Source organism: Kinneretia sp. DJ1R-11 (genome assembly GCF_025717595.1).
Lineage (GTDB): Bacteria > Pseudomonadota > Gammaproteobacteria > Burkholderiales > Burkholderiaceae_C > Paucibacter_A.
Window position 1 is genome coordinate 943,300 of sequence record NZ_JAJIRR010000001.1, and the last position, 25,812, is coordinate 969,111.

Below are 25,812 nucleotides of genomic sequence, written 5' to 3' on the forward strand. Positions count from 1 at the left end.
ATCAGGACCTGGGCACCGCCAGCGCGGCAACAAACCCAGGCCAAGCCGACGGCAGCTGAAGGCCCCTGCTGCGGCAAGCTGCCGACAAGAGAGCGTCCCGCTCGGGCAACCACTCGGTCAGCGCTTGGCCACAGCACTTGAGCTGGGCCTCCAGCGCCACCCAGGCCGGGGCGAACCCGGCGGCGCCCAAAGCCACAGCCTGCGGGCCGAGGTAATCACGTGCCACGGCGGCCCAATCAGGCGGCGCTTCTGCGCAGGCCACATCCACCCCCACCGGCCCGTCCAGGTTCACCGCCACCAAGCTCAAACCCGCTTCATGGCTGAAAGACAAGCCGATGTCCGGCCGGCCCAGGACCTGGGGCGGCTGGCCGGGCGGAGCGTGGAGCTGCACGGCGTCCAGCGGCTGGCCCAGCTGTGCGGCCAGGGCTTGGCGCGCGGCCAGGCGGGCGGCAGTTCGGGCCTCCGGGCGGTTGGAGGCAGCCCCACCGAGCGCCAGCACGAACACGCGCTGATCGGGCGCGGGCTTGCACGCCGGCCACAGGCAGACCGAGAACGGAGCGCCCCGTTCGGCCATCTCGCTCAAGCGCCCTGCGGTGCGGCCGGGCAGCCACTCCAGGAGGAGCCGGCCGGGATGTTCTCGCCCTTCATCACCAGGGTCATGGGGCCTAGGCGCGCGCCGTCACCGACGCTGGCGCCGTAGAGCACGGTGCTGCGCGCGCCGATGGTGACGCGTTCGCCGATGTGCACATGGTCGATCTTCATGACCCGGTCTTCGAACAGGTGGGTCTGCGGGCAGCTCAGGGCGTTGAGCTCGCTGTGGGCGCCGATGTGCACGCAGTCAAACTCGGTGATGTCGGTGGTGTCCAGGTAAACACCGCGGCCGATCTTGCAGCCCAGCAGGCGGAAGGCCAAGGGCAGCCAAGGCGTGCCGCGCAGAAAGCGCATGAAGTTGGGTACGGCAATGCCCTCGTAGAGATTGGTGGCCGCCTCGGAGACCCAGACAAAAGGCGTCCACATGGGCACGGCGCGCGGTCGGTAGCGGCCCAGCAGCAGCCACTTGAACAAGGCCACGAAGACAAAGCAGGCCAGGCCGAAGAGCAGGCCCGATTCGGTCAGCTCCCAGGCCACCAGGCCCCAGCGGCCATCGCTGGCGTCGGGCATGACATCGAGCACGATGGTGTAGCCGGTGGCGATGACGATGGCATGCGGCGCGACGATGCGGAAGGTCTCGATCAGGCCGCGGCCCAGGCGGCGCAGCGGCGAGGGCCGGAAGGTCAGGTGCTCGGGGTAGCCCTGCACCGTCTCGCGCGCCGGCAGGTTGATGGGCGGCGTGCCCAGCCAGGTGTCGCCGCTCTTCATCTGCCCGCCCTCGGGTGCCCGTGAGAGCACGCCGATCAACACGTTCTCGGGGATGGTTGTGCCATCGGGCACATAGGCGCCGTTGCCGACAAAGCTGCGCCGCGACACCACCGTGGGCCGCACCGTCATCCAGCCGCCGTCGATCTCTTCATCGCCCAGCAGCACCGCGTCGGCGATGAAGGTCTCGTCACCCAGGGTCAGCATGTCCGGCACCACGCCCAGGGCGGTGGAAATCTCGGCATCGCGGCCCACGCGGGCGCCCAGCAGGCGGTACCACCAGGGCGCGAACACGGTGGCGTAGACCCCGTGCAGGCCTTGCAGGCTCGATTCCTGGATCTGGTTGACCAGCCACTTGCTGCAGTAGACCCAGCTGTGCACCGGCCAGGTGCCCTTCATCAGGCGCGGCAGCACGCCCCAGCGGATGGCCGCCGAGAGCAGGGCGGTGATGACGATCAGCACCGCGCTGGCCGGCAGGGCGAACAGGAAGTAACGCAGCAGCTGCAGCCACAGCACCTCGCCCTGCAGCCAGTTCAGGGAAGGCCAGTCGTCCAAATTGTCCAGGTTGTCCAAGCTGTCGATCAGCATGAAGGTCGGGAAGACCGGCAGGAAGAACAGCGTGGCGATCAGCAAGGCGCCGGCCACGAAGAAGGCCGCTTCGCCCCAGCGCTGCAGCTGGCCCACCACGGGCCGCGGGCGCAGGCTGCTCGGGTCGAAGGCGCGCAGATCGCGCGCCGGCGAGCCGCCCCAGACGCGACGCTCCGGCACCCGCGTGCCATCGGCCAGGGCCGACTGGCCCTCGACATGGCCCCAGTCGGCCACGGCCGTATTGCCCTCCAGCACCGAGTAGGAGCCAACGTAAGCATTCGCGCCGATGTCGACGCGGCCCAGCACCAGCTCGCCCTGCTGCACGCGAGCGTTTTCCAGATTGACGGCATTGCCGATGCTGGCGCCGTCGCCAATGCTCAGCAGCTCGGGCGCGCGCACGGTCATGGAGCCGATCAGCACCTCGCGGCCGATCTTGGCGCCCAGCAGGCGCAGCCAGCCCACATAGAGCGAAGAGCCGCCCAGGAAGTAGACCGGCGCGTTCTCCAGCAAGCGGTCAGCCAGCCACCAGCGGTAGTAGGTGAAGCCCCAAAGCGGGTAGCGCCCCGGCTTCAGGCCCGCCGCCAGCAGCCATTTGCCGGCCAGAGCGACCACGAACTCCAGCACCGTGGCGCCCAGGAACACGGCCACCGACATCCACACCGCCGTGACGACCGAATCCGACGGGTCGCCGGTGAAGAAGTGAAAGGTGAAGAAGGGTGCCAGCCAGCTGGCCATGCGCAGCGCCACCAAAAAGGGCACGGCCAGGGCCTGGGCCGCACCGCAGCGCCAGCGCCGCCAGGCCGAGGGCGGCTGCCAGGGCGGGGCGGTGTCAGCGCCGCTGGTGGGTGCGGCCTCACGCATGGCCTCCATGGCCTCGGCGATCGCGCCAATGCGGCGGCCCTGGTAGATGTGGCGCACGGTCAGGCCGGCAAAGCGGGGCTGGGCGCGCAGGGCCGAGGCCAGGCGCGCCGCCATCAGCGAATGGCCGCCCAGGTCGCTGAAAAAGTCGGCCTCGCGGCGCAGGGGCTGGCCGGGGAAGAGTCGGCGCAGGGCCGCGAACAGCGCGGCCTCGGCCTCGCTGCGCGGGGGGTCGGAGCCGTCTTCGGCTTCCACGGGTGCCGTGTCCACGAGCAAGGGCCGGGCCTTGAGCGTGTTGCGGTCGATCTTGCCCGAGCTCAGGCGCGGCATGGCCGGCAGCCACTCGAAGCGGCTGGGCACCATATAGGGCGGCAGGCTGTGGGCCAGCGCGGCGCGCAGGGCTGCGGCGCTGGGCAGCGCGCTTGATGCCGTCGCTGCTGCCGCATCGGCCACCAGGTAGGCCATCAACAGCTCCTGGTCATCACCATCGCGGCGCAGCAGCACGGCCACCGTGCCCACGCCGGGCTGGTGGGCCAGGGCCGCCTCGATCTCGCCCAGCTCGACACGGAAGCCGCGGATCTTCACCTGGTCGTCCACCCGGCCCAGGCAATGGATCTGGCCGGCCTCGTCGATGCGGGCCAGGTCGCCCGTGCGGTAGAGCCGGCCATCGGCGCCACCGGGCGTTTCGGCCCAGGGGTTGAGCAAAAACTTCTCAGCCGTCAGCTCGGGCCGGCCCAAGTACCCGGCCGCCACACCGGGGCCGCTGATGCACAGCTCGCCGGTCTCGCCCTGCGGCTGCAATCGCAAACCGTTCTCGACATCGGCGGCAATCACCATCAACTGGTAGTTGGGCAGGGGCCGGCCGATGGTGACCGGCGCGCCCGCCTGCAGCTCGGCCAGGCTGGCCGAGACCGTGGCCTCGGTCGGCCCGTAGGTGTTGAAGACCTGGCGGCCGGGCCGCGCCCAGCGCGCCACCAGGGCCTCGGGGCACATCTCGCCGCCCAAGTTGATGATGCGCAGGCCCGGCACCTCCTGGTTGAACAGGGCCAGCAGGGTGGGCACCGCGTGCAGCACGGTCACGCCTTGCGCGTTCAGGGCTTGCGGCAGGGCATCAGGGTCAGCAGCGATCTCGCGCGGCGCCAGCCAGAGCGTTGCGCCGACGAGGTAGCTGATCCAGATCTCCTCGAAAGACATGTCAAAGGCGACCGAGAAGCCTTGGTAGACCGTGTCGCTGGCGCGCACGCCCAGCACCTCGTTCTCGCTGCGCAAGAAATGGCAGATGCTGCCCTGGCTGATGGCAATGCCCTTGGGCTTGCCCGTCGAGCCTGAGGTGTAGATCACATAGGCCGTGTGCTCGGGCAAGGCGCCCTCGCGGCGGCGTAGCGGGCCTTCGTCCACACCTTCATCAACACCTGCCTGCGGCGGCGCCAGCAAGGCCTCAGCGCTCCAGACCGGCCGGCCCAGGCTGGCAGGGCCAGCCAAGCGCTCGGCCGCCCAGGCGGCAGGGGTCAGCAAGCCGGCCGCGTCGGCATCCTCCAGGCACACGGCCACCCGCTCGGCCGGCGTGTCGGCGTCGCTGGGCAACCAGGCCGCGCCGGTCTTGGCAATGGCCAGCTGCAAGATCAGCAGCTCCATGCCGCGCGGCATCCACAGGCCGACGATCTGCCCCGGCCGCACACCGGCCGCGATCAGGCGCGAAGCCGCAAGGTCAGCGGCTGCATCCAGCGCCGCATAGCTCAGCGAACGCTCGCCCTGGCGCAGGGCGATCTGCTCGGGCAGGCGCCGCGCCGTGGCTTCGAACAGATCGGCCAGCAGCTCGCGGCGCAGCAGGTCGGGGCGGTCAGGGCCGCGAAGAATCGGGGGCGGGGTTGCGGCAGGGGTCAAGGAGATCGGACCAGTCGGAGCAAAGCAGTGCGTCGCAGCACCGCGAAAAATGGAGGACAAGCAAGCCAAGCAGGTGGCTACAGCTGCCCTCTATCGTAGAGCCTGGGGCGGCGGCCGGGCTCTGGCGCAGCAGCGGCAAGAGGCCTGGGGCATTTCACCCAAGCTCGCCCCCACACCCAGCCCCAAACCCCCAGATCTTGGGGCCCGTGCCCCAGAGGCCCCAGGGCCGCAGCGCCAAGCCCTTGATTCATAAGGCACGGCCGAGCTGGCACGGCTTTCGCGTTAGTCCTGATGAGGAGAGGGGAAAGAACTGGCGCCAAGTGCTTCCTTTCTTTCCTTCTTTCTTCTTTTCTTCACTCCGAGCTTGACCCTTGAGCTCCTCACCCACCCTGGAGACCTACTCATCATGCGCAAGACCTTGATCACCCGCAGCCTTCGTGTCCTGACCCTGCTGGCCGTGGCCGCCCCCCTGGCCCTGCCGCCCACCCTGGCCCAGGCCCGCGAAGGCGCCACCAGCACCGGCCACGGCATCAAGTGCTACACCTGGTTCAACCCGGTCAAGCTGGCTTGGGAACAGGTTTGCTACAAGGGCGTGTGAACGCCTGAAGCGGCCCGGCGGCCTGGCAGCGTTGTGCCAGCCGCCCCGATTTTGTTTTCTCTAACGCCCTGGTTCAACGGCTGCCCGCCTCGCGCCAAGCAGCGCGGTCTAGCCCTGCAGCTGCAGCATCAAGCTGCGGATGCGCTCAACCGTCGCCTCCACCGGCGCCTCGCGCGACACCTCCAGCCCCAGCGCCCGGGCGATCTGGTTGACCTTGCCCGGGTACAGCGGAATGCCGCCGGCGTCGATGGCGGCGATCAAAGCACGAGCCTGCGCCAACTCAGGAGCCAGCTCCGGCGCCGCGGGGGCAGCTCCGGGTGCGGCGGCGGGGGCAGCCCGCTGGGCGAGCAGGCGGCGCAGGGGTGAAGGTTTCATCGTCAGTCCTGCAGCAGTGGAATGAACAAGCACGCCCTCAGCGCTTCAAGCGCCTCAAGCGCCGGGCGAGAGCTTGTCCGCAAACGCAGCGCCCTGTTCTGCGGCGCTGATGGCGCTGCAGTCGGAGTCCTCATCTTCATAAATCACCAAGAACCAGAACCGCTGCTCGGGCGCACCGAACACCGGGCTCAAGGCTGACGCCGGCCGAGCGAGCTTCAGCTTGACCTCCAGCGACAGCTCCTCGGCCTCGGCCAGCGCCTGGCGCGGCACGGCCTCCAGCTCCGGCGTCTCGGCTCTGAAGTCCAGCAGCACCACCAAGTCATTGGTCTTGAAGTGCCGCTGCGCCGCCTGCGCAAAGTTGAACACGCGCTCATCCAGCAGCGCGTGCAGGCGTTCGGGGAGTGGGGATTCGCTCATGGGGGGCTTGGGGCGGCTGGGGTGGGACGGTGGATGGATGGCCGGTTTGCGTGATTATCCTGAGATGGCGCTTGGGGCTCGTCGCGGGGCTCACTGGCAGGCTTCACCAGGGTTCAACCGGCTCACCGGGCTCCTCCGGCTTGCCCCATTCAAACTCGCAATTCAGACAGCGATAGTTCACCGGCTCCCAAGGCATGCAGCAGCCCCCGAGCGCGATCTCGCCGCGCTCTGCGGCCGCCATCGCCTCCCCAGACGGCATGCCGAACAGGAGCTCCACGCCCTCGATCTGCCCACAGGCCGGGCAGCGCAGCTTCAGGGTTAGCGTATTCGTATTCATTGATTTCAAGGCGCTTGCTCCACCGCTCATGTTCAATGCGAGGCCCGATCACCTGCTTCCTTGCGCGCCCATTCCGCCAGAAAGTCAAAGGTCTTGGCCAAGAACCGCATCTTCTCGGGCTTTTCTTCCTCGGTGTACATGTGCTGGACGGACATGCCATTGCCCTTGTTTCCGCCCAGCACATAGAGCAGGCTGAACTGGGCCTCCACGCGATCGGCCAGTTCGATGGCGACGTCGTCGTACTTGCCGCGGGGGGTGGTGGTTTCGTTGGGGTCGTTCTGGTGGCTCATTGGATATCCCTTCATGACTCTGGTTTGGCTGAGGTGTGGCGAAGTTTCCGCGACAGCTGGCTCACCAGATGAGCCAGTTGCGCCTTTTTGGACCTCCGCACGCAAGCGCTAGAGTTCAGCCTTTCGACGCACTGCACCACCATGCCCAGCACCATTCGAGTGAGATTCGACCCGGCTGATAAATTGGTCTTTGACATTGAAGTCGAGGCAGGCCAGGCATGCGTCCGCAGCGCGCAGTTTCGAAGCATTTGCCGCCTGGAGTCAGCGCTGGGCATCTTGCATCGACTGTCCGCTAGCTCCGCTGCGCCGGGCGTGTTTCGCAAACTTGAGGCAACCGGGCTGTCCGAAGCTGGAAGGCGCGCCCAGGTGACCTTGCAAGCCACGCTTTCTGCCGAGCAAGTGGCGGCCCTTCTGGCCCAGCTCAGTTCAGCACGCGTGGTGGATGAACGACCCGAAACGCGGCGGCGTAGCGATGTATCCGGCCCGCTGAGCCAGTTCCACGGCCACTGATTGGCGCGGCACCATGGTGGGCAAGAGAGTTTTCGACGAGCTCTATGTGCACCTCAGCGCGCTGCCTGAGTGCGAGGCCATCCAGGCAGTAACGCCGAACCTGGAATCCGCGCTTCCGGCACTGAGTCTGGAGGGCAAGCCCCCCAATGTCATCAAGTTCAACTTGCTGACACGCCGCTTTTCTCTGCTGCTCTATCGGGACTTTGATGAGGTCCCATTTCCGGAGCTGGCTGCCAGCTGGATGTTCAGTGGGTCAAGTGCCGAGGTCGAACCCGGCTTGCGCCGCTATGACGGCTCGCTGAACCCGCCCATCTTGCACCGCAAGGAGCTGCTGGTCTCACCCCAGCATCCGGGCCGCGAAGCATGGTGCGCGTTGACCACTCAGGCCGAAGCGCTGGGCCTGTTCGACGACACCAGCACCATTGGCTTCAAGCAGAACTGGCAACGTTTGATCGCCGCCAAGGGCTATCAACTGGTCCAAGGGCAGTTGATTCCTTTGGGCAACGAGCTGGCAGACCCCGAGCTGGCCGTCTCGACGCGCGAGGAGGCCGCCGTTGCCACAGGTCGGGTGCAAAGGCACCTCACCGCCTTACAGCGCAATGCGCTGTCCGCGCCAGTCCAGCTGCTTTTGCGCCACCAGCTGCTGGCTCCCGGTGTGAGCTTCTTCGACTACGGCTGCGGGCGTGGCGGCGATGTCGCAGGCCTCAGTGCCGAAGGCTTTGCCGCACAAGGGTGGGACCCTTTCTACGCGCCGGAGAACGCGCGCGTGGCGGCCGATGTGGTGAACCTGGGCTTCGTGATCAATGTCATTGAAGACCCTACCGAGCGCGCCGAAGCCTTGCACAAGGCATTCAAGCTTGCACGCCGTGTCTTGATCGTGGCGGTCATGCTTTACAACCACGATGCGGGTGGGCTGCCGTTTGCCGACGGCGTGCTGACCTCGCGCAACACCTTCCAAAAGTACTTTGCCCAAAGTGAACTCAAAGAGTACATCGAGCAGGCCCTGGGCCAGGCTGCAACGATGGTCGGCCCCGGTATTGCGCTTGTGTTTGCCGACCCTGAATGGGAACAGCGCTTCAACGCCGGCCGCTACCGGCGCCAGGGGCTGGTCGGCCGGCTCTTGGCTCAGAGCCGCCAACGCCCCCCGCGCCCACCGAAGCCGACACGCCCCGTGTTCGCCGGGCCGCCGCGCCCGAATGCACAACAAGCCCAGCTCGCACAGCAAAGGCCAGCGCTGGACATGCTCTGGTCTCGCGCGCTGGACCTGGGCCGTTGGCCGGAACACGAGGAGGCGACAGATCTGCAAGAAGCACTGCACCTTCTGGGCAGCTGGGCACGCGCCAAGCGCCTCCTCGCTGTGCACTACGACATGGGGGCGCTGGCGGCGGCCGCTGCTCAACGCACCGACGACCTAACGCTCTACATCGCCGCGCAACTCTTCAGCAAGCGCCGAAACTACCGCGAGCTGGAGCCACGCTTGCAGCGCGACGTGAAAGCCTTTTTCGGCGACTACCGCAGCGCCCAATCCGCAGCGCTCCGCCTGCTGCAAGAGGCAGCCACGCCCAGCCTGTTGTTTGAGGCCTGCAAGCAAGCGGCAGAGCAAGGCTTGGGCTACCTAGACGGGCAACACTCATTGCAGCTGCACATCGGGCTGCTCGACCGACTGCCTGCCTTGCTGCGCACGTATGTGAACTGCGGCCTGATCTTGTGGGACGCCACCCACTATTGATTCTGTTCACCTAGATGCGGGGGGCTAAAGACACGAAGCTAACGGTCTGGTAGCTCACCAGATGAGCTACATCCCGCCAAAGGGCGTTTTGCGCCCAACAAAAGAAAAGCCCCATAAGGTGGTTCACCTTATGGGGCTGAAGAGATACGAGACGCGAGGTCTCAGCCGTAGGGCGCCAAAGTAATTGCTCTGGCGCGCTAGGCGAATCAAGGGCTTAGCGGGTCTCGCGACACAGCCCTTCCCAGGGTGGCGCACTAGTTCTTGCGACTGACCTACGGTCGCGCCAAAGTTCTTGCACGATTCTCTTTGGCGGTTCTTCAAGCACGGTTCTCGGACCGGCTCCCGGAGTCCAGCGAGCTCTCGAACTCCCCTTCGTTGAACCTTTTTGGTCCCCTTGAGGCTCGGAACCGGCCCGCAGACGGGTCAACCTGGCAGCCCCATTCGAGCAGCCAAGAACTCGCGGACATTAGACTGAACGGGGTGGCGGTTGGTCCGAGTCGAACCGAGGAACCGCGGCTTCGAGGCGGGCCGAGAAGGACCAGGTGCGCCGCGAACTCGTCCATGCGTGGGTCGGCTCGACCAAGCGCCCGGCCTTGCCTTAAGCCTGGGAGCTGCCATGACTCGTTCAGTCTGTGCCTCGTGCGGCCAAGAATTCCTGGTCCGCCCCCAATCGCCGAATCAAACGTACTGCCCCGACCTCGATTGCCAACGTGAGCGGCGCCGACGCTGGACCCAAGCCAAGCTCAAGGCCGACCCCGACTACCGAGCCAACCAGCTGGCAGCCCAGCGCGCCTGGCACGCCCGGCATCCAGACTACTGGCAAACCTATCGCCGGCGACAGTCCGCTGAGCCGCCAAACCGATCGGCATCTGCGGCAAGTGCAACTATCGACGCGTCAATTTGCGGCGCTGAACCGCACGCCGGTAGATGGTGGATGGAGATCCGGACCTCCGGCCCAAACGGCTTGCCCCAATCAGTCCGGGTGGAGTTGACCCTGACGCGGCCACCGATTTGCAAAGATTGACGCGTGCAAACAGAGGACTCGTGGCCGAATTCAGCGTCGCCGCCTAATGTCCCTAAGCACGGCTTTGTGCCCTGGTGAGCTTTCGGCGGGAGCCTGAGCTGCCTCACCAAGCCCAAAGATCGTGCGTCCAAGTCGCCGAATGAGCGGAGCCGGTCATGCAGCAAGAAGACCAACAACCAGCAGAAGAGCGTAGCAGCACGTTTCGGGCTGCAGAGTACGTTCGCATGTCCACCGAGCATCAGCAGTACTCGACCGAAAACCAGGCCGACAAGATCCGCGAGTACGCCGCCAAGCGAGGCATCCAGATCATTCGCACCTACGCCGATGAAGGCAAGAGTGGCCTGCGCATTGATGGCCGTGAAGCCCTGCAGCGGCTGCTGCGCGATGTCGAGACGGGCCAGGCGGACTTCAACACCATCCTGGTCTACGACGTCAGTCGCTGGGGCCGCTTTCAGGATGCCGACGAAAGCGCGTACTACGAGTACATCTGCCGGCGGGCCGGCATTCAGGTCTGCTACTGCGCGGAACAGTTCGAAAACGACGGCTCGCCGGTCTCGACTATCGTCAAGGGCGTCAAGCGGGCCATGGCTGGAGAGTACAGCCGTGAGTTGTCGGCGAAGGTCTTCGCAGGCCAGTGCCGACTCATCGAGCTGGGATTTCGACAGGGCGGTCCTGCAGGCTTCGGGCTTCGCCGCATCCTGGTGGATCAGGCCGGGAATGTGAGAGGCGAGCTCTCGCGAGGAGAGCACAAGAGCCTTCAGACGGACCGCGTCATCCTCACACCAGGGCCAGACGCAGAAGTCCGCGTGGTGCGGGACATGTACCGCTGGTTCACCGACGAAGGCCTGCACGAACTAGAAATCGCCATGCGACTCAATGAGCGCGGCATCCTGACCGACCTCGGACGCAACTGGACCCGAGCCACCGTACGCGAGGTTCTGACCAACGAAAAGTACATCGGCAATAACGTCTACAACCGGGTTTCGTACAAGCTCAAGAAGCTGCGTGTGATCAATGGCCCGGACATGTGGATCCGCAAAGACTGTGCGTTCGAGTCTGTCGTTTCCCAAGAGACCTTTTACACCGCCCAGGGAATCATTCGTGCACGAGCACGGAGGTTCAGTGACGATGAGCTCATTGAGAAGTTGCGCGGCCTGTACGAACGCCGCGGCTTCCTGTCGAGTCTGATCATTGACGAGGCCGAAGGCATGCCTTCAGCAGCGGCCTACATCCATCGCTTCGGCAGCCTGATTCGCGCCTACAAAACTGTCGGCTTCACACCCGACCGCGACTACCAGTTCCTAGAGGTCAACAAGTTCCTGCGCCGCATGCATCCGGAGGTCGTGGCGAACACGGAGCGCGAGATCTTGAACTTAGGGGGCACGCTCAAGCGTGATCCCGCCACGGACCTCCTCGAAGTGAACCGTGAATTCAGTGTGTCCATCGTGCTGGCGCGATGCCAGAGCCAGGAAGACGGGCGCCGACGCTGGAAGGTCAGATTCGACACGAGCTTGGCACCAGACATCACAGTGGCCGTGCGTCTCGCCCCGGGCAACCAGGCGATCCACGACTACTTCCTGTTGCCCAGGCTGGACTTTGGCCTACCGCGGATCAGCTTGGCTGAACACAACGGCATTGAGTTCGAGAGCTACCGCTTCGACACACTGGACTACCTGCACCGCATGGCGGCCAGGGCCCGCCTCAGGAGGGTGGCATGAACCGCGAGCACACACCCGGCGAATTGCAGATGGTGTCCATTGACCGCATCCGCGTGCTCAATCCGAGGGATCGCAACAGCCTGGTCTTCGAAGAAATCGTCGCCAACATCAAATCACTTGGCCTCAAAAAGCCGGTGACCGTCACGCCGCGCACCGATGCCAGCGGCCCGTATTTCCTGCTGATCTGCGGTGAGGGCCGACTCAAGGCATTCAAGGCGCTGGGGCAGACCGAGATCCCTGCCATGGTGGTTCATGTCGGCGACGAAGACGCCTTCATCATGAGCCTCGCGGAAAACATTGCCAGGCGCCAGGGTCGCCCACTGGAGTTGCTGGCTGGCATCGACCAACTCAAGAAGCAGGGCTACGACCGGCGTGAGATTGCGAAGAAGACGGGACTGAGCCACGACTACGTCCACGGCATTCTGCAGTTGCTCGAGCACGGGGAAGAACGCTTGCTCGTTGCAGTCGAGCGCGGGCAAATCCCCTTGAACGCCGCGCTCACGATTGCCGGCGCAGGCTCCAATGACAAGGACATCCAGGCTGCGCTGCAGGAGGCCTATGAAACCGGCAACCTGCGCGGCAGCCAATTGCTGCACGCGCGCAGGATCATCGAGCGACGCCGAACGCTCGGGAGGTCGGTGGCCAAGAATGCGCCGCGCAAGGCGACCAACGTCACATCGGCCAGCTTGATTCGGACCTACCAGCAAGAAGTTGAACGCCAGAGACTCATGGTGCGCAAGGCCGAACTCGTCCAACAACGCTTGCTCTTCGTGACCGAGGCACTTCGCCAACTGCTGACGGACGAGGACTTCACCAATCTGCTGCGGGCAGAGGGCCTGGATACCTTGCCCAAGTACTTGAACGACCGGGTCTGGCCGCTCGGGAGAGCCGCGTGAGCAACCCGCTGCTGGGCTTCATCCCAGAACCACTGGCGCTGCCTTTCGACAAGCTGCTGCCTTCGCGCAAGCTGCCCGTTGGGCTCGAAACCTCGCAGAAGTACTTGCAGATCAAAGCGTCCATCGAAGCGATCGGGCTCATTGAGCCTTTGAACATCGGCGCCCTCGACAAAGCCACAGGCATGCATGTACTCCGCGATGGTCACATCCGTGTCCATGCGATGAAGGAACTCGGCTTTCTAGACGCCCCCTGCCTGGTGGCACTGGATGATGAGAGCTACACCTACAACAACCGGGTCAACCGCCTGTCGACCATCCAGGAACATCTGATGATTCGGCGGGCGGTCGAGCGCGGGGTCACGCCGGAGCGCATCGCACGGGACTTGAAGGTCGACGTCAGTCACATCAACAAGAAGCTCAATTTGCTGGAAGGCATCTGTGCCGAAGCAGCCGGCCTGCTCAAGGACCAGCGGTTTTCTCCCAACCTCGGCGCCGTGATCCGCAAAATGAAACCCACGCGCCAAATCGAGTGCGTGGAGTTGATGGTGGCCGCCAACAACGTGACCACGGCCTATGCCAACGCCCTGCTGGCCGCAACGCCTGCTGAAATGCTGGTCGCTGAGCGCAAGCCCAGAAAGCTCTCCGGCATCAGCGCTGAGCAGATGGCCAAGATGGAAAAGGAGATGGGCAATCTGCAAGGGCAGTACAAGTCCATCGAACACACCTACGGCCAGGATGTCTTGAACTTGGTCTTGGCCAAGGGCTACCTGAAGAACCTGCTCGACAACCAGGCGGTGTTTCGGTTCCTGTCCATGCGCCAGCCCGATGTGTTGCGCGAGTTCTCAAGCCTTGTTGAGGTCGATGCGCTGGACAAGTGATGGACGAGTCCAACCGCAGGTCGATGGATGCGACGCAAGCCGATGCGCTGCGTCGATGGTCCGGGGGTGGATCAGAGTTTGATCGGCCGCCACCGGTGCCGGATCCCGCTTGCCTCTACGGGCTCGTGGGTGAGGTGGCCCGGCTGGGTAGTGAAGGTACCGAGACCCACCCCATCGCCATCGCTGGCAACTTCATCGCCTACTTGTCTTGTGCCATTGGGCGCACGCCCTACTTCGCCGTGGGCAACACCAGCCACCATGCGCGGCTCTTCTTTCTGCATGTGGGCCGATCGGGTCGGGGCAGGAAGGGAGATGCGCTTTCGCTGGTCTCCCGGATCGACGAGGCGGTACGAGTTCAACGTCCTGACCTGGCCCCGCAGATCCATCGGGGCGGCCTGTCGACCCGAGAAGGGTTGGCGGCTCTCATCCACGACGGCTATCAGGTTGGGCAGCAGGAAGTTCCAGCCATCAAGGACAAGCGGCTTTGGGTCGTCGAGTCCGAGTTCGCGAATGTGCTCCAGCAGAGCAAGCGCGGAGGCAACACACTTTCTGCGGCTCTGCGCGATTGCTGGGATGGTGTTGACCTGAAGCCCGCGACCAAGACGAACCGGGTGCACGCGAGTGACCCCCATGTGTGTCTCAGCGGTGCCATCTCACCGGTGGAGTTGCTGGCCCTTGTCCAGCGGCGCGATCTACTCAACGGCTTCGTGAACCGATTCTTGCTGGCTTGGGGCGAACGAACTCGCGTGGAGGCGTTTCCGCGAAGGGCTCCTCAGAAGCACGTCGACGCCATAGCAGCGAAGGTGATCGACGTTCTCGACTTCACCAGGCCCAAGACCAAGGAGCCTGAAGCTGTATGCATGACGCTGTCAGTCAGTGCTCGCAGGTGTTACGCGGAACTCTATGGGGCGGAGCTCAACCGGGACTTCGGCAGCACGCTGATCGACGGCCTGTTGGAGAGACGTGCCCCGATGTTGCTTAGGGTCGCCATGGTTTTTGCGCTCACGGATCAGCAGTGGCTGATTGAAGAGCGGCATCTTGAGGCCGCCAAGCTCTGGATTCGCTACGCCACGGACTCGGTGAGCTTTGTTTTCTCGGGCAGTGCTGAAAGTCCCTCAGCAACCAAAGTCCGGTGGGCTGCAGAACGGATCGCTGACTTCCTAGCGGCTCGCGGTTCCGCGTCGCGGAAGGATCTTGTGGTGGACTGCTTTGGTAGGCATCAGCCAGCGACAGTGGTCGATGCTGCGATTGCTCATCTGATTCAGAGCAGCGCGGGACGGGTCAGCGTGGAGACGCGTCCGAGGGCAACAAGTGGGCCGGGCAGGCCAGCGACGATCTACCGGCTCGTTCCAGGCCATCGCAATTAGTTCGCACCATTCAACTGGACCTAAGCCATTGCTGAGCAACTACATTCGCTAAGTTCGCATGTTGCAAATGCTTGTCAAACAAAACCGCCACGATCTCAGCCTTCGGACCGAAATGAGTTGGCACGCCACTTTGAATGCTCAACCGACAAACTTCCGAACGACTACTTCGCAGCGGTTGCAGTCGCGCCCAAGCGAAGTGGCGACTGACCGCTTCGCCACCTGAAGCTGACGTCACCTCTTCAGCTGCCGTTGCCGCACGGTCGCCCCGTCTTGCACGGCAATGCGCTGCTTCTGTTCTTGGAGCTATCCACGTAGGTACTTTCGTGCATGTTCACCTGCCTTCGGCTGCAGGATCGGCCTACTTTGCGCGCACGCTTGCGATCGCCGAGTCCGTGGGCGACATGTCTCGTGTCAAAGTGAACGTTTGCAACCCAGTCGCCTCGGCGAAGGTGGTAGTCGCAGCCTGATACGCCGATTTGCTTGGCGCTGGGTAGATGCGCGATCAATCCAGAAACTGTGCTTCTATTGTCATTCGCTCAGATTCATCGTTATTTTTCGGGGATCCATCATCTGCACCTCCCGTAGGCGCCTTGATTCGAAGATCCCTGGGTCTCGTACGCTGTCAGTAATCGTTATTGACGGGCGGCGATCCTTCTTCGACACGAAGCCGGTGTCACAGTTGGCGGCAAGGCCATTGCCGCCGTTAAACACGAGCACCGCAAGTGGCATGCTATCGGTAGCGCTTAGCTTGAAGCGCACCAACTCGCCAGCGAGCTTCTTGACAAATTGGCATTTCGAGGCGTACTTGTAGACGTCCCAAAAGGCGAGCTTGTAGCGGTGGGCGTCTGCGATATCTTCAGCGGCCATCGCGCCTCGAATGCGCTCGTAGGAACTAGTGGCCAACGGGTCAGCCACTTCGCATGGCATGTCCATCGCGTGAGCATCCTGGGCGCCGAGCACGACGAACGCGACGCTTGCACTGAGCAGCGGCTTGACGAATGACATGACGTACGACTCCTTGGGTCATTAACGGTGGGGGCTTGACAGTTCTTCTGGTGACTTCATGTCGGTGAGTCCGGCGGCCTCGGATGCGGCTGGCTCGCGGGACAGAGCCCGATTCTGCTGGGCGCTGCTGCCTTGACCGTTGTAGGAGTACTCGGTCTTGGCGTAGAGCGAGCACACAATGATGGCAGCGCCTACGACCAGCCCGACCAGCCCAGGTGAGTACGTTGCTAGGGTGCCTTTTGCAAAGCTTGTGTCGCCAGCGTCATGCGAGAACTTAAGCGACGTGGCCTTTTCATGCGCGAAAAATGACACCGCGAGTCCGCCAAAGCCGATGGCTGCGCCAATCAGCAAAGCGACCATGCGCAACAGCGTCGCATTGACATGAGTGATTGAGGCGAAGGTGAACACCAGGTCCTGCGCCGCATTGCGCTCGATGATTGTGGTCACGCGATAGATCGAATGGGCAGAAAAGCCCAGTAATGTCGCGATTGTGCAGAGCAAGCCCACGCCCACTCCGCACCAGATGGCAACCTGCCACCTATGAGACTTCGATGACGTTTCTGACACGCTCTCTTCCCTGTAAAAGGCGCAACTGTAGTCATCGAATCGGTCAAACGATCCAGGCCTAACGGCGTACGTCGACAAGATTGATGACGCCGAGGGCCGGAGGTGGCCCTAGCGGATTCGGTCAGGGTGTGCACTTGCACGTTCACGCTGTCATTTTGTGGCGGGTCATGACCGAAGCTGTCGATCAAGCCGGCGACCGCGAACTACTCTGTTCCGCCTGAAGGCTACAAAGTGTTCTGGGCGGCTGCTCTTCAGCAAGAGGATCCGTTCAACCTCTCGTGCAACAGCACTCAATTCTGCTGTTCAATCTACGCCGCTACATAGTCACACAAGTCGGGCAGGAGCATCCCAGCTTCCAAGTTCCAGTCCCTCCTGTTCTCGTCCAATGTCTAGGTATTGACCTTCAGCGCCAGGATGTCTTCGACACGAGAGTCCTGGAACCTGCGAATCGCCTTCGGCACGTAGGCTTGCAGATCTTCAGCCTCAGCATCACCTCGCCGACTCACTGCGTGGTGCGCTGTGGAAACGGAAAGAGGCCGTCGAATTCGACTCGCTCGAATGAGTATCGTGTCTCAACCACCACCAACTGCTGGAGCCCATCAGCAACACCTTGACTGCTGAGGTCGAGGCAATGGACTACCAGCAGTTCATCGAGTTTCACGCCGCCAAGGTCTTGTTCGCACCCACGTATCTGCACGAAATTCGATGTGATTCAGGAACCGCGGATCAAGAGTTCATGAGAGCAAATAGGGCAGGCGCAGCGCAGGTAGTCATCCTGGTTGATGAGGCGCACAGCTGGACGTTCACGTACCTTGCGGAGCCTAAAAGGGAGACATCTAGTGCCAACACCCACATTCCAGCGGCTGGACTTGGCCCAATTCGAGGTTCTGCTGCAGCAGTTCCCATTCACCCGCAAGGTCAACGCCGTCCACATGCACCATACTTGGCGGCCACGGCGAGAAGACTTCCGCGGGCACGAAACAATTGTCAGCATGTGGCGCCACCACACGCAAGTGAACGGCTGGAGCGACATCGCCCAGCACATCACCATCGACCCGCAGGGCTTCATCTGGCTGGGCCGCAACTGGAACGCGCCGCCGGCCAGTGCGGGTGGGCACAACGGCAACAGCGTCGCCGGGCCCTTCATGTTCGAGATGATTGGCGACTTCGACACCGGCCGCGAGCCCTTCGACGGCGGCCAGAAGAACACTGCGCTACGCGTCGTCGCCCTCGTTCAGCGGCACTTTGGCCTGCGCGCGGCGACGCTGCGCTTCCACAACATGATGTCGACCAAAACCTGCCCCGGCTCGGGCATCAACTACGACACGACACTCGCCGAGGTCGAGCAGTTGCATGACGAGTTGGAAGCCGTAGGTCCCGCACAGGGCGGCGCGCGCGCAGCCGTTGCACTGCAGGCGTTCCCGGACGAGCAGGACCAAGTGACCCGCCAAGCCATCCAGGCGCTCACGCGCGTCGCAGGGCCCACTGGAGAGAGCGGCGACGTGGAGGACGATCACGGCGAGGAGGGCTGCCTGGATTGCGGCGACCAGCACGAGCCGGCCACTACTGCCCGCGGTGACTCAGGGCTGGACCCGGCCACGCTGGCTGCGATGCGCCCACATCTGGTGAACCTGCGCTCCGGCATGTTCTCCGACGATGGCGAGTTCAAGTCCACGCCTGGGGACGTGGATGCCATCTTCGAGGAGCACCTGCCGCGCGCGCTCGCCGCACTGCCGGCCGGGCAGCGGCTACAACTGCTGTTCTATGCGCACGGCGGCCTAGTGTCCGAGTCCAGCGGGCTGCAGGGCGCGCATCGGCACATCGGCTGGTGGAAGCGCAACGGCGTCTATCCCATTTACTTCATCTGGGAGACCGGCTTCTTTGAGACCATTGGCCAGTTACTGCTCCGCACGCGCGCCGGCACCCGGGACCTAGCCGACTATACGACCGACCCGCTGATAGAGACTGCAGCGCGTGTGCTGCAAGGCCCGCGCATCTGGGGCGGCATGAAGTGGAGCGCCGAGCGAGCTGCACAACCCGGCGGCGCTTCGGCCTATGTGGCGCAGAAGCTCCATGAATTCCTGGCGCAGCATGCCGAACGCGCAACGCTTCACGCCATTGGCCATAGCGCCGGCTCCATCTTCCATGCGCACTTCCTGCCCGCCTGCCGCGCCCTGGGTGTGCCGGCCTTCAAAACGCTGCAACTGCTGGCTCCGGCCATCCGCGTGGACACCTTTAAGCAGCGGCTGCTGCCCGGCCTGCTAAACGGCGAACTGGCAGAGAGCACCAGCCTCTTCACGATGAGCCGCGACTTCGAGCGCGACGACCACTGCGCTCACGTCTACAGAAAATCGCTGCTTTACCTCATCCACCACGCGCTAGAGGACGACCGCCGCACGCCCATCCTGGGCCTGGAGGAGAGTCTACGCAGCGACGCCGAGTTGAAAGCCTTCTTTGGCCTCACCGGCGCTGCGGGCCGGAGCGAGGTGATCTGGTCGAAGAGCCCATCAGACACCGGCCGCTCGGCAAGCCAGTCCACGAAGCATGGCGGATTTGATGACGACGCGCCGACGATGAACAGCGTCGCCCGCCGGCTGCTGGATGTGCCCGATGCCCATCCCATCGATGACTTCCCCGTCGCGCGGGGCCTAGAGCGCGCCTGGACGGACGAGGTGGACTTGCCCGCTGACTGGCCAGTTAAGCCGGCGGCAGCGCCAGCAGTGCCTGCACCGCTTCCCCTGCCTTTGTCCGATATACGGCCTGCCAAGCCCGAGGGCGGCGGTCGGCGCCTCGCGCTGTGCATGGGCGTGGACGCATACCCCAACCCGCAGCACCGACTCGCAGGCTGCATCAACGACGCTAGAGCCTGGGCCAGCGCGCTGCAACAACTGGGCTTCGAGGCCCGCCTTCTGCTGGATGGGCAGGTCACGCGCGCCGCGATGGACACAGAACTCCGCAGGCTGGTGAAGCAAGCTCGCGCAGGCGACGTCATCGTCGTGCAGTATTCCGGCCATGGCACTCACGTGAACGACTTGGACGGGGACGAGGACGACGGCCAGGACGAAGCCCTCTGCCCCGTGGACTTCGCCAGCGGTGCCCTGTACATCGACGACGACATCGCCAACGTGCTCGCCGACCTACCTTCGGGCGTGAACTTCACTCTATTCATGGACTGCTGCCACTCCGGCACCAACACCCGCTTTGCCGGCCTGAACCCGGGCGCCGGCCTGCTCCCCGGCACGTTGGCGCGCTACGTGGCGCCAACCGAGGAACTGCAACAAGCACACGCCCGCTTCCGGTCCGACGTCGGCAGCCGTGCCACGGCCAATCGCACTCAGCAGCAGATCAGACACGTCAAGTTTGCCGCCTGCCAAGACCACGAGGTCGCGCTGGAAAGCGGCGGCAACGGCGAATTCACGCGCCGCGCGCTGCGCGTGCTGCAACGTCAGAGGCTCAGCAACGAAGCCTTCCTGCAGGCCGTACTGGCCGAGTTCGGTGCCAGCGCGCGGCAGAAGCCACTGCTGGACTGCGCCCGGGCCGCCCGCGCCCAGGGCCTACTGCAGCCGCTGGGCCGCACGATCGACGCGGTGGATGCCGGGCCTGCGCTGACTTCGTCCGAGGGGAGCCTTGTGCCCGTAGTCGTCGCACTGGCCGAGAGTGTGCAACTGCTGAGCCGGAAACTCGCTTCGTGAGCGAAGCCAGCACGCAGAAGGCCGTCGCCGCTGACACCGCTTGGCGCGACGTGCCCTATGACCTCAGCCCCTGCGTACAAGGCAACTGGGTGCAGCCGCACGAACGCCAAGGCGACGAGCCCATCTACCGGCCGCTGCGCATCTTCACGGTCGACCCGTCGCACCGGCGACTCGAAGGAGCAGTGGCAACCATCAACGTCGCCTACGAACCGCTCGCACCCGGCCCAATGGGTTCGCTGCTAGAGGTCGTGGACGTCGACCCCGCCACCGACCGGCCCAACCGCCAGGCTAACCTTGACGATCCGTTCGTGCTGATGACCTGCGGCTACGAGCCCTCTCCGTCAGACCCGCGCTTCCACCAGCAGATGGTCTACGCAGTCTGCAGCAATGTGTACTCCTCCTTCCGCACGGCGCTGGGCCGCACGCCGGGCTGGAGCTTCGGTGGACCTGGCGGCCAGGCGCGCCTGCTAATCCGCCCGCATGCAGCAGAGGAAGCAAATGCATATTACGAGCGCATCGGCAACCGCGGCGAGCTGCGCTTCGGCTACTTCAAGGCTTCCGAGCACCCGACAGCGACCAACCTACCCGGCGGAATCGTCTTCACCTGCCTGTCGCACGACATCGTCGTGCACGAGATGACTCATGCGCTCCTGGACGGCCTGCGGGCCCACTTCATGGTGCCTACCAACCCAGACGTCATCGCCTTCCACGAAGCCTTCGCCGACATCGTGGCCGTGTTCCATCACTTCAGCTATCCGGAGGTCGTACGCGCAGCTATCCAACAGTGCCGCGGCGCGCTCAACCAATCGGCCCTGCTGGGCGACATCGCGCGCCAGTTTGGCCACACCATCGGAGCCGGCGGCCCGCTGCGCAGCGCCATCGACACCGGCGCTCCGCGCCGCTACCGCGCAACGCTTGAGCCGCACGAGTTGGGCAGCGTGCTAGTCAGCGCCGTCTTCGAAGCCTTCACCGCAGTGTTCGACCGCAAGACTCAGGCCCTGGTGCGCCTTGCCACCGGTGGCACCGGCGTGCTGCCCAAAGGCGAACTGCCGCACGATCTGCAGCAGCTTCTGGCTGCCCGCGCCAGCAAGCTTGCCAGCCAGTTCCTGGCCATCTGCATCCGCGCTACCGACTACTGCCCACCTACTGGAATGATGTTCGGCGATTACCTGCGCGCCCTCATCACCGCCGACCACGATCTCGTGCCCGACGACCCTTGGGACTACAGAGGCGCGCTGATCGACGCATTCTGGCGGCGGGGCATCTACCCGCGCAATGCAGGCCACCTGTCGCAGGACGCGCTGCTCTGGCGCGGTCCGCGCATGCTGCTGGACAAGGTGCCGGACTTGGATTTCGCTACGCTGCGTTTTCGAGGCGACCCAGGACAACCGGCAGACGGCGACGAGTTGGCCCGTCAGGCTAGGGCGCTGGGCGACTTCGTCACCCATCCAAGTCGTCTGCAGGAGTTCGGCCTCGTCGCCGTGGATGACGAGCGACTGGCCCCGGGTGACAGCGTCGACAAGCCCGTCGTGCAGTCCATCCGCTCGGCCCGTCGCGCCGGTCCAAGCGGCCAGGTCGTGTTCGACCTCGTTGCAGAGGTCACCCAGACCATGCACGTAGCACAAAGCACCGACGGTCCGGGATTTGTTCACCATGGGGGCTGCACTGTCATTTTGTCGCCGCACGGAGAGGTGCGCTTAGTCGTGCTGAAAAGCCTACTGGCCGAAGGGCGCGTCGACCGCAGGCGGGAGTTTTTGCTGAGCGACCAGGGGCAGAGGCACTGGCGGCTGTTGCGCGGGAAGCTCGTGCCTCGCGAAGGTATGTTCCGCCTCACGCACGCCTGTGGAGGCAGGCTCTACGAGCCCCGAGAGGGCGAACACGAGGAAGGAGCGACGGACAATTGACCTGTCACCGCAGTATTCAGCGTCAGGCAATGCCGGCGCAATTCAAGGCTTAGTCGCCGCGTTGATTGGACTCTTCAACCACAGAAGATGCGGACTAGCCTTAAACCTACGGCCGCTTCGCAGCGATTGCCGCCTACCGTGTGTGCACCGTGACCGGGAAGTCACGGCCACCTAGCCGTCATTCGGCGCTGCCAAGTTAAGTAGTTTTTTGATGGGCTTGAGCTTTACGTATCCCGTCAAGGATTGACCGGCGTGATGCGGGTTCCGGCAGCCAGTCCGAAATAGTTGCTGGCTGCAAATAGTTGCCAGCTCGGAATGGCATAGGACATCGCTTGTCCCTTGATAGCCGCGATGTGCATGCCCACAAGGGTGCAGGTCCCATTGCTGTTCCAGGCCACAATCGGCGACCCACTGTCGCCAGGTAGCGTCGTGCGGTTCGCCGAGATCTTGAACCTCAGCAATTCCCAATGACTCACACGCAAAGTACGACTCGCTCCATTAACGCGGACCAGGTAGGGAAAGCTGAATACCTTGTCCAGATAGACGTCGAAGGTCGCCACATAAGTGGGCCGCGGCTTCATGCTTGCATCGGGATGGTTGTCTGGCACAAGAATCTCGAAGTTGCTTGAAGCTCGCAGTTCATCGAACTCATCCACACTGAATACATAGGGAGCACTCGGCGACAGCGGCATCTCCTTCAGCAGCGTGCGCAGCAGAGGGAGCGCACTTTTGTCGACGCTGCCGAACTGCGCATCGAAACTGATGTCCGGGCTGGCCTGCAGCGGACCTGCAATGGCCTCGCTGATTCCGATGTCGGGACCTCCAGGCGGTGAAGCCGGTGAAAGCAGCTGAGCAAACCGTTTTCCCGAGGCGATGCTCGTGACCTCGGGCTTCGGGCTCAGTACGTGGCGGCAGCTCAGGACAAGCCGACGCTGCCCAACGCGCACCATGCAGGTCAGCGTGCCGAACTCGTCCGTTGGATCGCTAGGATCGCCGCCGCAAGGGTAGACCGCACGTGCAGACTGCGGCGTAACGCCGTAGAAATCGCGCTCATCCTGGACGTCAGTAGGAACCGCGCACAGCACGCGACGATCGCCGATCGTCGCAAAGGCGAGCAAATGCGTCGGCAGCAGTTGATGACCTGCCCGCGCATCGCGGGACTTGTCCCATTTGTCGCGCACGACAAAAACAACGCAGGCCTTCTTCGTTAACTGCTCGCGCCCACGGCTGTCCGTCCGCTTCTTGTGCCCTGCCGTGACCATCACGAGATTCCGGTACGCCAGTGTCAGTTCGGAGGCGCGAGTGGCCACCAGTTCGCGCACGAGGCGCATCTGCAACTCCGGCGTGAGGTCCGATTTGAAGCTGCGAACAGCCTCCGGCGGAAACCCGTCGCGTCTTCCCAGCGATGCCGCCTCGAGACTGCGCGACCATGCGCGCCGGCTCTCGCCTCGAGACTTGGCCGCTTTCATTGCCAGTACCGATCAGGGCGCGCAGACGCAGGAGGCTGTGGGCGCGATTCTGAGCAGTTTGGCCATGCCGGACGCCGCCACCGTATCCGCCACCGTCTGCGCCACCTCCGCGGCAGGCAGGCACTTCCCGTTCTTGGGCAACGGCTTGCAACGCAGGCCGAGATCGACCTGGGTGTCGGACTTGCGCGTTGCCGGGTTGGCCACGCTGAGCTCCACGCCATCCTTGTGCTTGAACACTGCGGCGGCATTGATCCTCTGAGCGAGATCCGTGGCCGTCTTCGGCGCCCGCAGCTTGCCCGACTCCGGTGACGGCGTCTCCTCGTCCTTGGCGCCGCCCTCGGCAGCCAGGATCTCAACCGAAACCACCATCGACTTGGTTGGCCTGCTGGCGTCCATGACCACCACCGGGACCGTGCCGGCCACAGCCTCGGTGGTGATGTCGAAGACCACCGTACGGTCAAACGGCGCCGGTGTGATCAGGTTCACCCCCTTGACCGGCGTCACCTGCAGTTGCACGGTGTACGGCGGTGTGCCGCCAGAGACTACGAACGGAGTCTTGCGATTGGCGCCGGCCGTGATAGTCGGGGCCGATGGCACCACACTGAGCGCGAAACTCACGTCGCCCAGGCCGCACTCCTTAGCCGACTGCAGGCCCCGGAGTGTCTCCTCTGTGGGCAGTCGGCCGTTGACCTGAGCCAACGCGAGCTTCACGGCATCGGTCGCCGCGATCAAGCCTGCGACGGCGTTGTACAGCGCATAGCCTTCGTTAGCGTTCACGACACCTTTCGTGTTCAGATTTCCGGATTGCGGTGCCGCCTCCGGCTTGAACGACGCACTGCTCTTTGCGAGGGCAGCCGTGAACGCCGCATCGCTGCCTGGCACGATGCCGGCCGCAAACCCCGGCAGGCCTGAAATGACCTTGAACACCGAAGACGGGTCGGGCAAGGTTGCCGTGACGGCCTTGTTGACCGCACCATCAATGCGTTCGACAGCGGAGATCAAGGCGTCACCCGCACCGTCGGAGCGACGGATCAGCTGGCGGCCGCTGGTGACGCTTGCCGTGCCGGCATCGATGGCTTGCCCGCTCGCCGTGATCGCCGCCTTTGCACTCTTCTCGAGTTCGCTGTCCTCGGGGTCAGTTCTCCTCCACGTCGCCAGCGCAACGGTGGCCACGGCCCGTGCGGACGAAGCCTTCGCCAACGCAGCATCAAGCACAGGCATGGCAATCTCAAGCCCCTGGCGGTCGGAAATCGACATCGCTAAGGGCTGTATCGCATCCTTGGCGCAGCCGATCGCATCGATGCCGGCCTCGTACACAAGACGATGCTGCACATTCAGGTTCTGCTGGCCAAACGCATAGGCCGTGGCCCCCAGGAAAGCGGTGCCGAGCAGGGCATCCTTGTGCGACTTGGCAACAGCCAGTCCGGTCCCGAGCACGCCGAGACTGAGCAGGCCGCTATTGAGCCCAGTCACCGCTTGCACATGCTTGTCGCGCGCATCACGATAGGCCTTGCGCGCCTCATCCGCGTAGCGCTGAGCGTCCACCAATGGCACAGGACTGGCCTTGGCTTCGGGGCGCTGCCATGACACCAGCGGATTGACCGCGCAGCCGGTCAGCCCGAAGGCAATGGCCACAGCCAGCAATACAAGCGGAAGATGCAACGTACCTTTTACACACCCAATGCTCTTTGACATGGTTGATCCCTCGAATGCAAGCCCACCAGTCTAGGCAGCCCCTCCATGGCCCGACATCGTCAACAATAAGGAAGGCGCTACAAGGGCCAGCCATCAGCGCAGTGCTCAATACAGCCGAGTTCGCAGCTCAAGCAGTAGCTTCCATTGACCCGTCTGGAGCCATGGGCCAATGTCGTTCCAAGAAGAGGATCTGCTCGACGTCCGTCGTCGCTAGCGCAGCGCTCGCCCCCCAACCCGCGAGCAGTCGAATGACCGGTGCCGACGGCGGCGGTCATCAAGTTGCCAAAATTGGAGAACAACAACCAGCCTAAGGCCGACTTGCGGCCTGCACCGATTCCTCGACGCATGCCCGACTTCGGCCTAGCGCGGGTAGACCGCCCTTTACGTCAGCATGGTGGTATCGATCAACCCAAGAAGCTCAGCCCTTCACACAAACCACCTGCTTCAGCTTGTGCACCACGTCGACCAGGTCCGCTTGCGAGGCCATGACCGCGTCGATGTCCTTGTAGGCCGCAGGCGTCTCGTCGAGAACGTCTTTGTCCTTGCGGCACTCCACACCTTCAGTGGCGGCACGATGGTCGGCCAGCGTGAAGCTGCGTTTGGCATCGCCACGGCTCATGACACGGCCGGCGCCATGCGAGCAGGATTCGAAAGA

Annotated in this window: 20 protein-coding genes; 9 read left to right on the top strand and 11 right to left on the bottom strand. The window is 63.9% G+C overall.

What is annotated here, in order from left to right; genetic code table 11:
- Position 1: 1 nt before the first annotated feature.
- Positions 2–583: a 4'-phosphopantetheinyl transferase family protein gene (locus LNV23_RS03915; RefSeq protein WP_263561745.1), complete on the bottom strand. Its 582-nt coding sequence runs from the start codon at positions 581–583 to the stop codon at positions 2–4.
- Positions 580–4,686, bottom strand: coding sequence for a Pls/PosA family non-ribosomal peptide synthetase (locus tag LNV23_RS03920; RefSeq protein WP_411910527.1), 4,107 nt, complete (start codon positions 4,684–4,686; stop codon positions 580–582). Before LNV23_RS03920 ends, LNV23_RS03915 begins: the two co-directional genes overlap by 4 nt.
- Positions 4,687–5,092: 406 nt before the next feature.
- Here LNV23_RS03920 and LNV23_RS03925 point away from each other — a divergent pair, with 406 nt between their 5' ends.
- Positions 5,093–5,284 (top strand): hypothetical protein, encoded by a 192-nt coding sequence (locus LNV23_RS03925; RefSeq protein ID WP_263516051.1) that lies wholly within the window; start codon positions 5,093–5,095, stop codon positions 5,282–5,284.
- 108 nt (positions 5,285–5,392) lie between these two features.
- Here LNV23_RS03925 and LNV23_RS03930 read toward each other — a convergent pair whose 3' ends face one another.
- The 4 genes from LNV23_RS03930 to LNV23_RS03945 all read right to left on the bottom strand — a co-directional run bounded on the left by LNV23_RS03930 (position 5,393) and on the right by LNV23_RS03945 (position 6,703).
- Positions 5,393–5,659: a hypothetical protein gene (locus LNV23_RS03930; protein WP_263561746.1), complete on the bottom strand. Its 267-nt coding sequence runs from the start codon at positions 5,657–5,659 to the stop codon at positions 5,393–5,395.
- Between the two features lie 54 nt (positions 5,660–5,713).
- Positions 5,714–6,076, bottom strand: a complete 363-nt coding sequence (locus LNV23_RS03935; protein WP_263561747.1) for a hypothetical protein — start codon at positions 6,074–6,076, stop codon at positions 5,714–5,716.
- Positions 6,077–6,179: 103 nt separating this feature from the next.
- Entirely contained in the window at positions 6,180–6,422 is a 243-nt protein-coding gene (locus tag LNV23_RS03940; RefSeq protein WP_263561748.1) for a hypothetical protein, read from the bottom strand.
- Between the two features lie 23 nt (positions 6,423–6,445).
- The gene (locus LNV23_RS03945; protein ID WP_263561749.1) at positions 6,446–6,703 is read right to left on the bottom strand and encodes a hypothetical protein; all 258 of its coding nucleotides are present in this window, start codon (positions 6,701–6,703) and stop codon (positions 6,446–6,448) included.
- A gap of 141 nt (positions 6,704–6,844) precedes the next feature.
- Here LNV23_RS03945 and LNV23_RS03950 point away from each other — a divergent pair, with 141 nt between their 5' ends.
- The 6 genes from LNV23_RS03950 (at position 6,845) to LNV23_RS03975 (ending at position 14,825) form a co-directional block, all read left to right on the top strand.
- Positions 6,845–7,213, top strand: coding sequence for a hypothetical protein (locus LNV23_RS03950; RefSeq protein ID WP_263561750.1), 369 nt, complete (start codon positions 6,845–6,847; stop codon positions 7,211–7,213).
- Positions 7,214–7,226: 13 nt separating this feature from the next.
- Positions 7,227–8,942 carry a DNA phosphorothioation-associated putative methyltransferase gene (locus tag LNV23_RS03955; protein ID WP_263561751.1) on the top strand — a complete coding sequence of 572 codons (1,716 nt, stop codon included), beginning with the start codon at positions 7,227–7,229 and terminating at the stop codon, positions 8,940–8,942.
- 1,179 nt (positions 8,943–10,121) lie between these two features.
- A complete protein-coding gene (locus tag LNV23_RS03960; RefSeq protein ID WP_263561752.1) occupies positions 10,122–11,684 on the top strand; it encodes a recombinase family protein in 1,563 nt (520 codons plus the stop codon).
- The gene (locus LNV23_RS03965; protein WP_263561753.1) at positions 11,681–12,580 is read left to right on the top strand and encodes a plasmid partitioning protein RepB C-terminal domain-containing protein; all 900 of its coding nucleotides are present in this window, start codon (positions 11,681–11,683) and stop codon (positions 12,578–12,580) included. The genes LNV23_RS03960 and LNV23_RS03965 overlap by 4 nt, the downstream gene beginning before the upstream one ends.
- Entirely contained in the window at positions 12,577–13,458 is an 882-nt protein-coding gene (locus LNV23_RS03970) for a plasmid partitioning protein RepB C-terminal domain-containing protein (RefSeq protein ID WP_263516039.1), read from the top strand. Before LNV23_RS03965 ends, LNV23_RS03970 begins: the two co-directional genes overlap by 4 nt.
- Positions 13,458–14,825, top strand: coding sequence for a YfjI family protein (locus LNV23_RS03975; protein WP_263561754.1), 1,368 nt, complete (start codon positions 13,458–13,460; stop codon positions 14,823–14,825). The genes LNV23_RS03970 and LNV23_RS03975 overlap by 1 nt, the downstream gene beginning before the upstream one ends.
- Before the next feature lie 528 nt (positions 14,826–15,353).
- Here LNV23_RS03975 and LNV23_RS03980 read toward each other — a convergent pair.
- Both LNV23_RS03980 and LNV23_RS03985 read right to left on the bottom strand, forming a co-directional pair.
- The gene (locus tag LNV23_RS03980; protein ID WP_263561755.1) at positions 15,354–15,830 is read right to left on the bottom strand and encodes a hypothetical protein; all 477 of its coding nucleotides are present in this window, start codon (positions 15,828–15,830) and stop codon (positions 15,354–15,356) included.
- A 21-nt stretch (positions 15,831–15,851) separates the two neighbouring features.
- Positions 15,852–16,277: a hypothetical protein gene (locus LNV23_RS03985; RefSeq protein ID WP_263561756.1), complete on the bottom strand. Its 426-nt coding sequence runs from the start codon at positions 16,275–16,277 to the stop codon at positions 15,852–15,854.
- Between the two features lie 989 nt (positions 16,278–17,266).
- Between LNV23_RS03985 and LNV23_RS03990 the strand changes: the two genes are divergently transcribed.
- The gene (locus tag LNV23_RS03990; protein ID WP_263561757.1) at positions 17,267–20,089 is read left to right on the top strand and encodes a caspase family protein; all 2,823 of its coding nucleotides are present in this window, start codon (positions 17,267–17,269) and stop codon (positions 20,087–20,089) included.
- Positions 20,086–21,993 carry a gluzincin family metallopeptidase gene (locus tag LNV23_RS03995; RefSeq protein WP_263561758.1) on the top strand — a complete coding sequence of 636 codons (1,908 nt, stop codon included), beginning with the start codon at positions 20,086–20,088 and terminating at the stop codon, positions 21,991–21,993. The genes LNV23_RS03990 and LNV23_RS03995 overlap by 4 nt, the downstream gene beginning before the upstream one ends.
- Before the next feature lie 236 nt (positions 21,994–22,229).
- Here the strand turns inward: LNV23_RS03995 and LNV23_RS04000 are convergent, their stop codons facing one another.
- The 3 genes from LNV23_RS04000 to LNV23_RS04010 form a co-directional block, all read right to left on the bottom strand.
- Positions 22,230–23,462 carry a hypothetical protein gene (locus LNV23_RS04000; protein WP_263561759.1) on the bottom strand — a complete coding sequence of 411 codons (1,233 nt, stop codon included), beginning with the start codon at positions 23,460–23,462 and terminating at the stop codon, positions 22,230–22,232.
- 12 nt (positions 23,463–23,474) lie between these two features.
- Complete coding sequence (locus LNV23_RS04005; RefSeq protein WP_263561760.1) at positions 23,475–25,157, bottom strand: hypothetical protein; 1,683 nt, start codon at positions 25,155–25,157, stop codon at positions 23,475–23,477.
- A 418-nt stretch (positions 25,158–25,575) separates the two neighbouring features.
- Positions 25,576–25,812: RtcB family protein (locus LNV23_RS04010; protein ID WP_263561761.1), on the bottom strand; the 237-nt coding region annotated here is incomplete at its 5' end.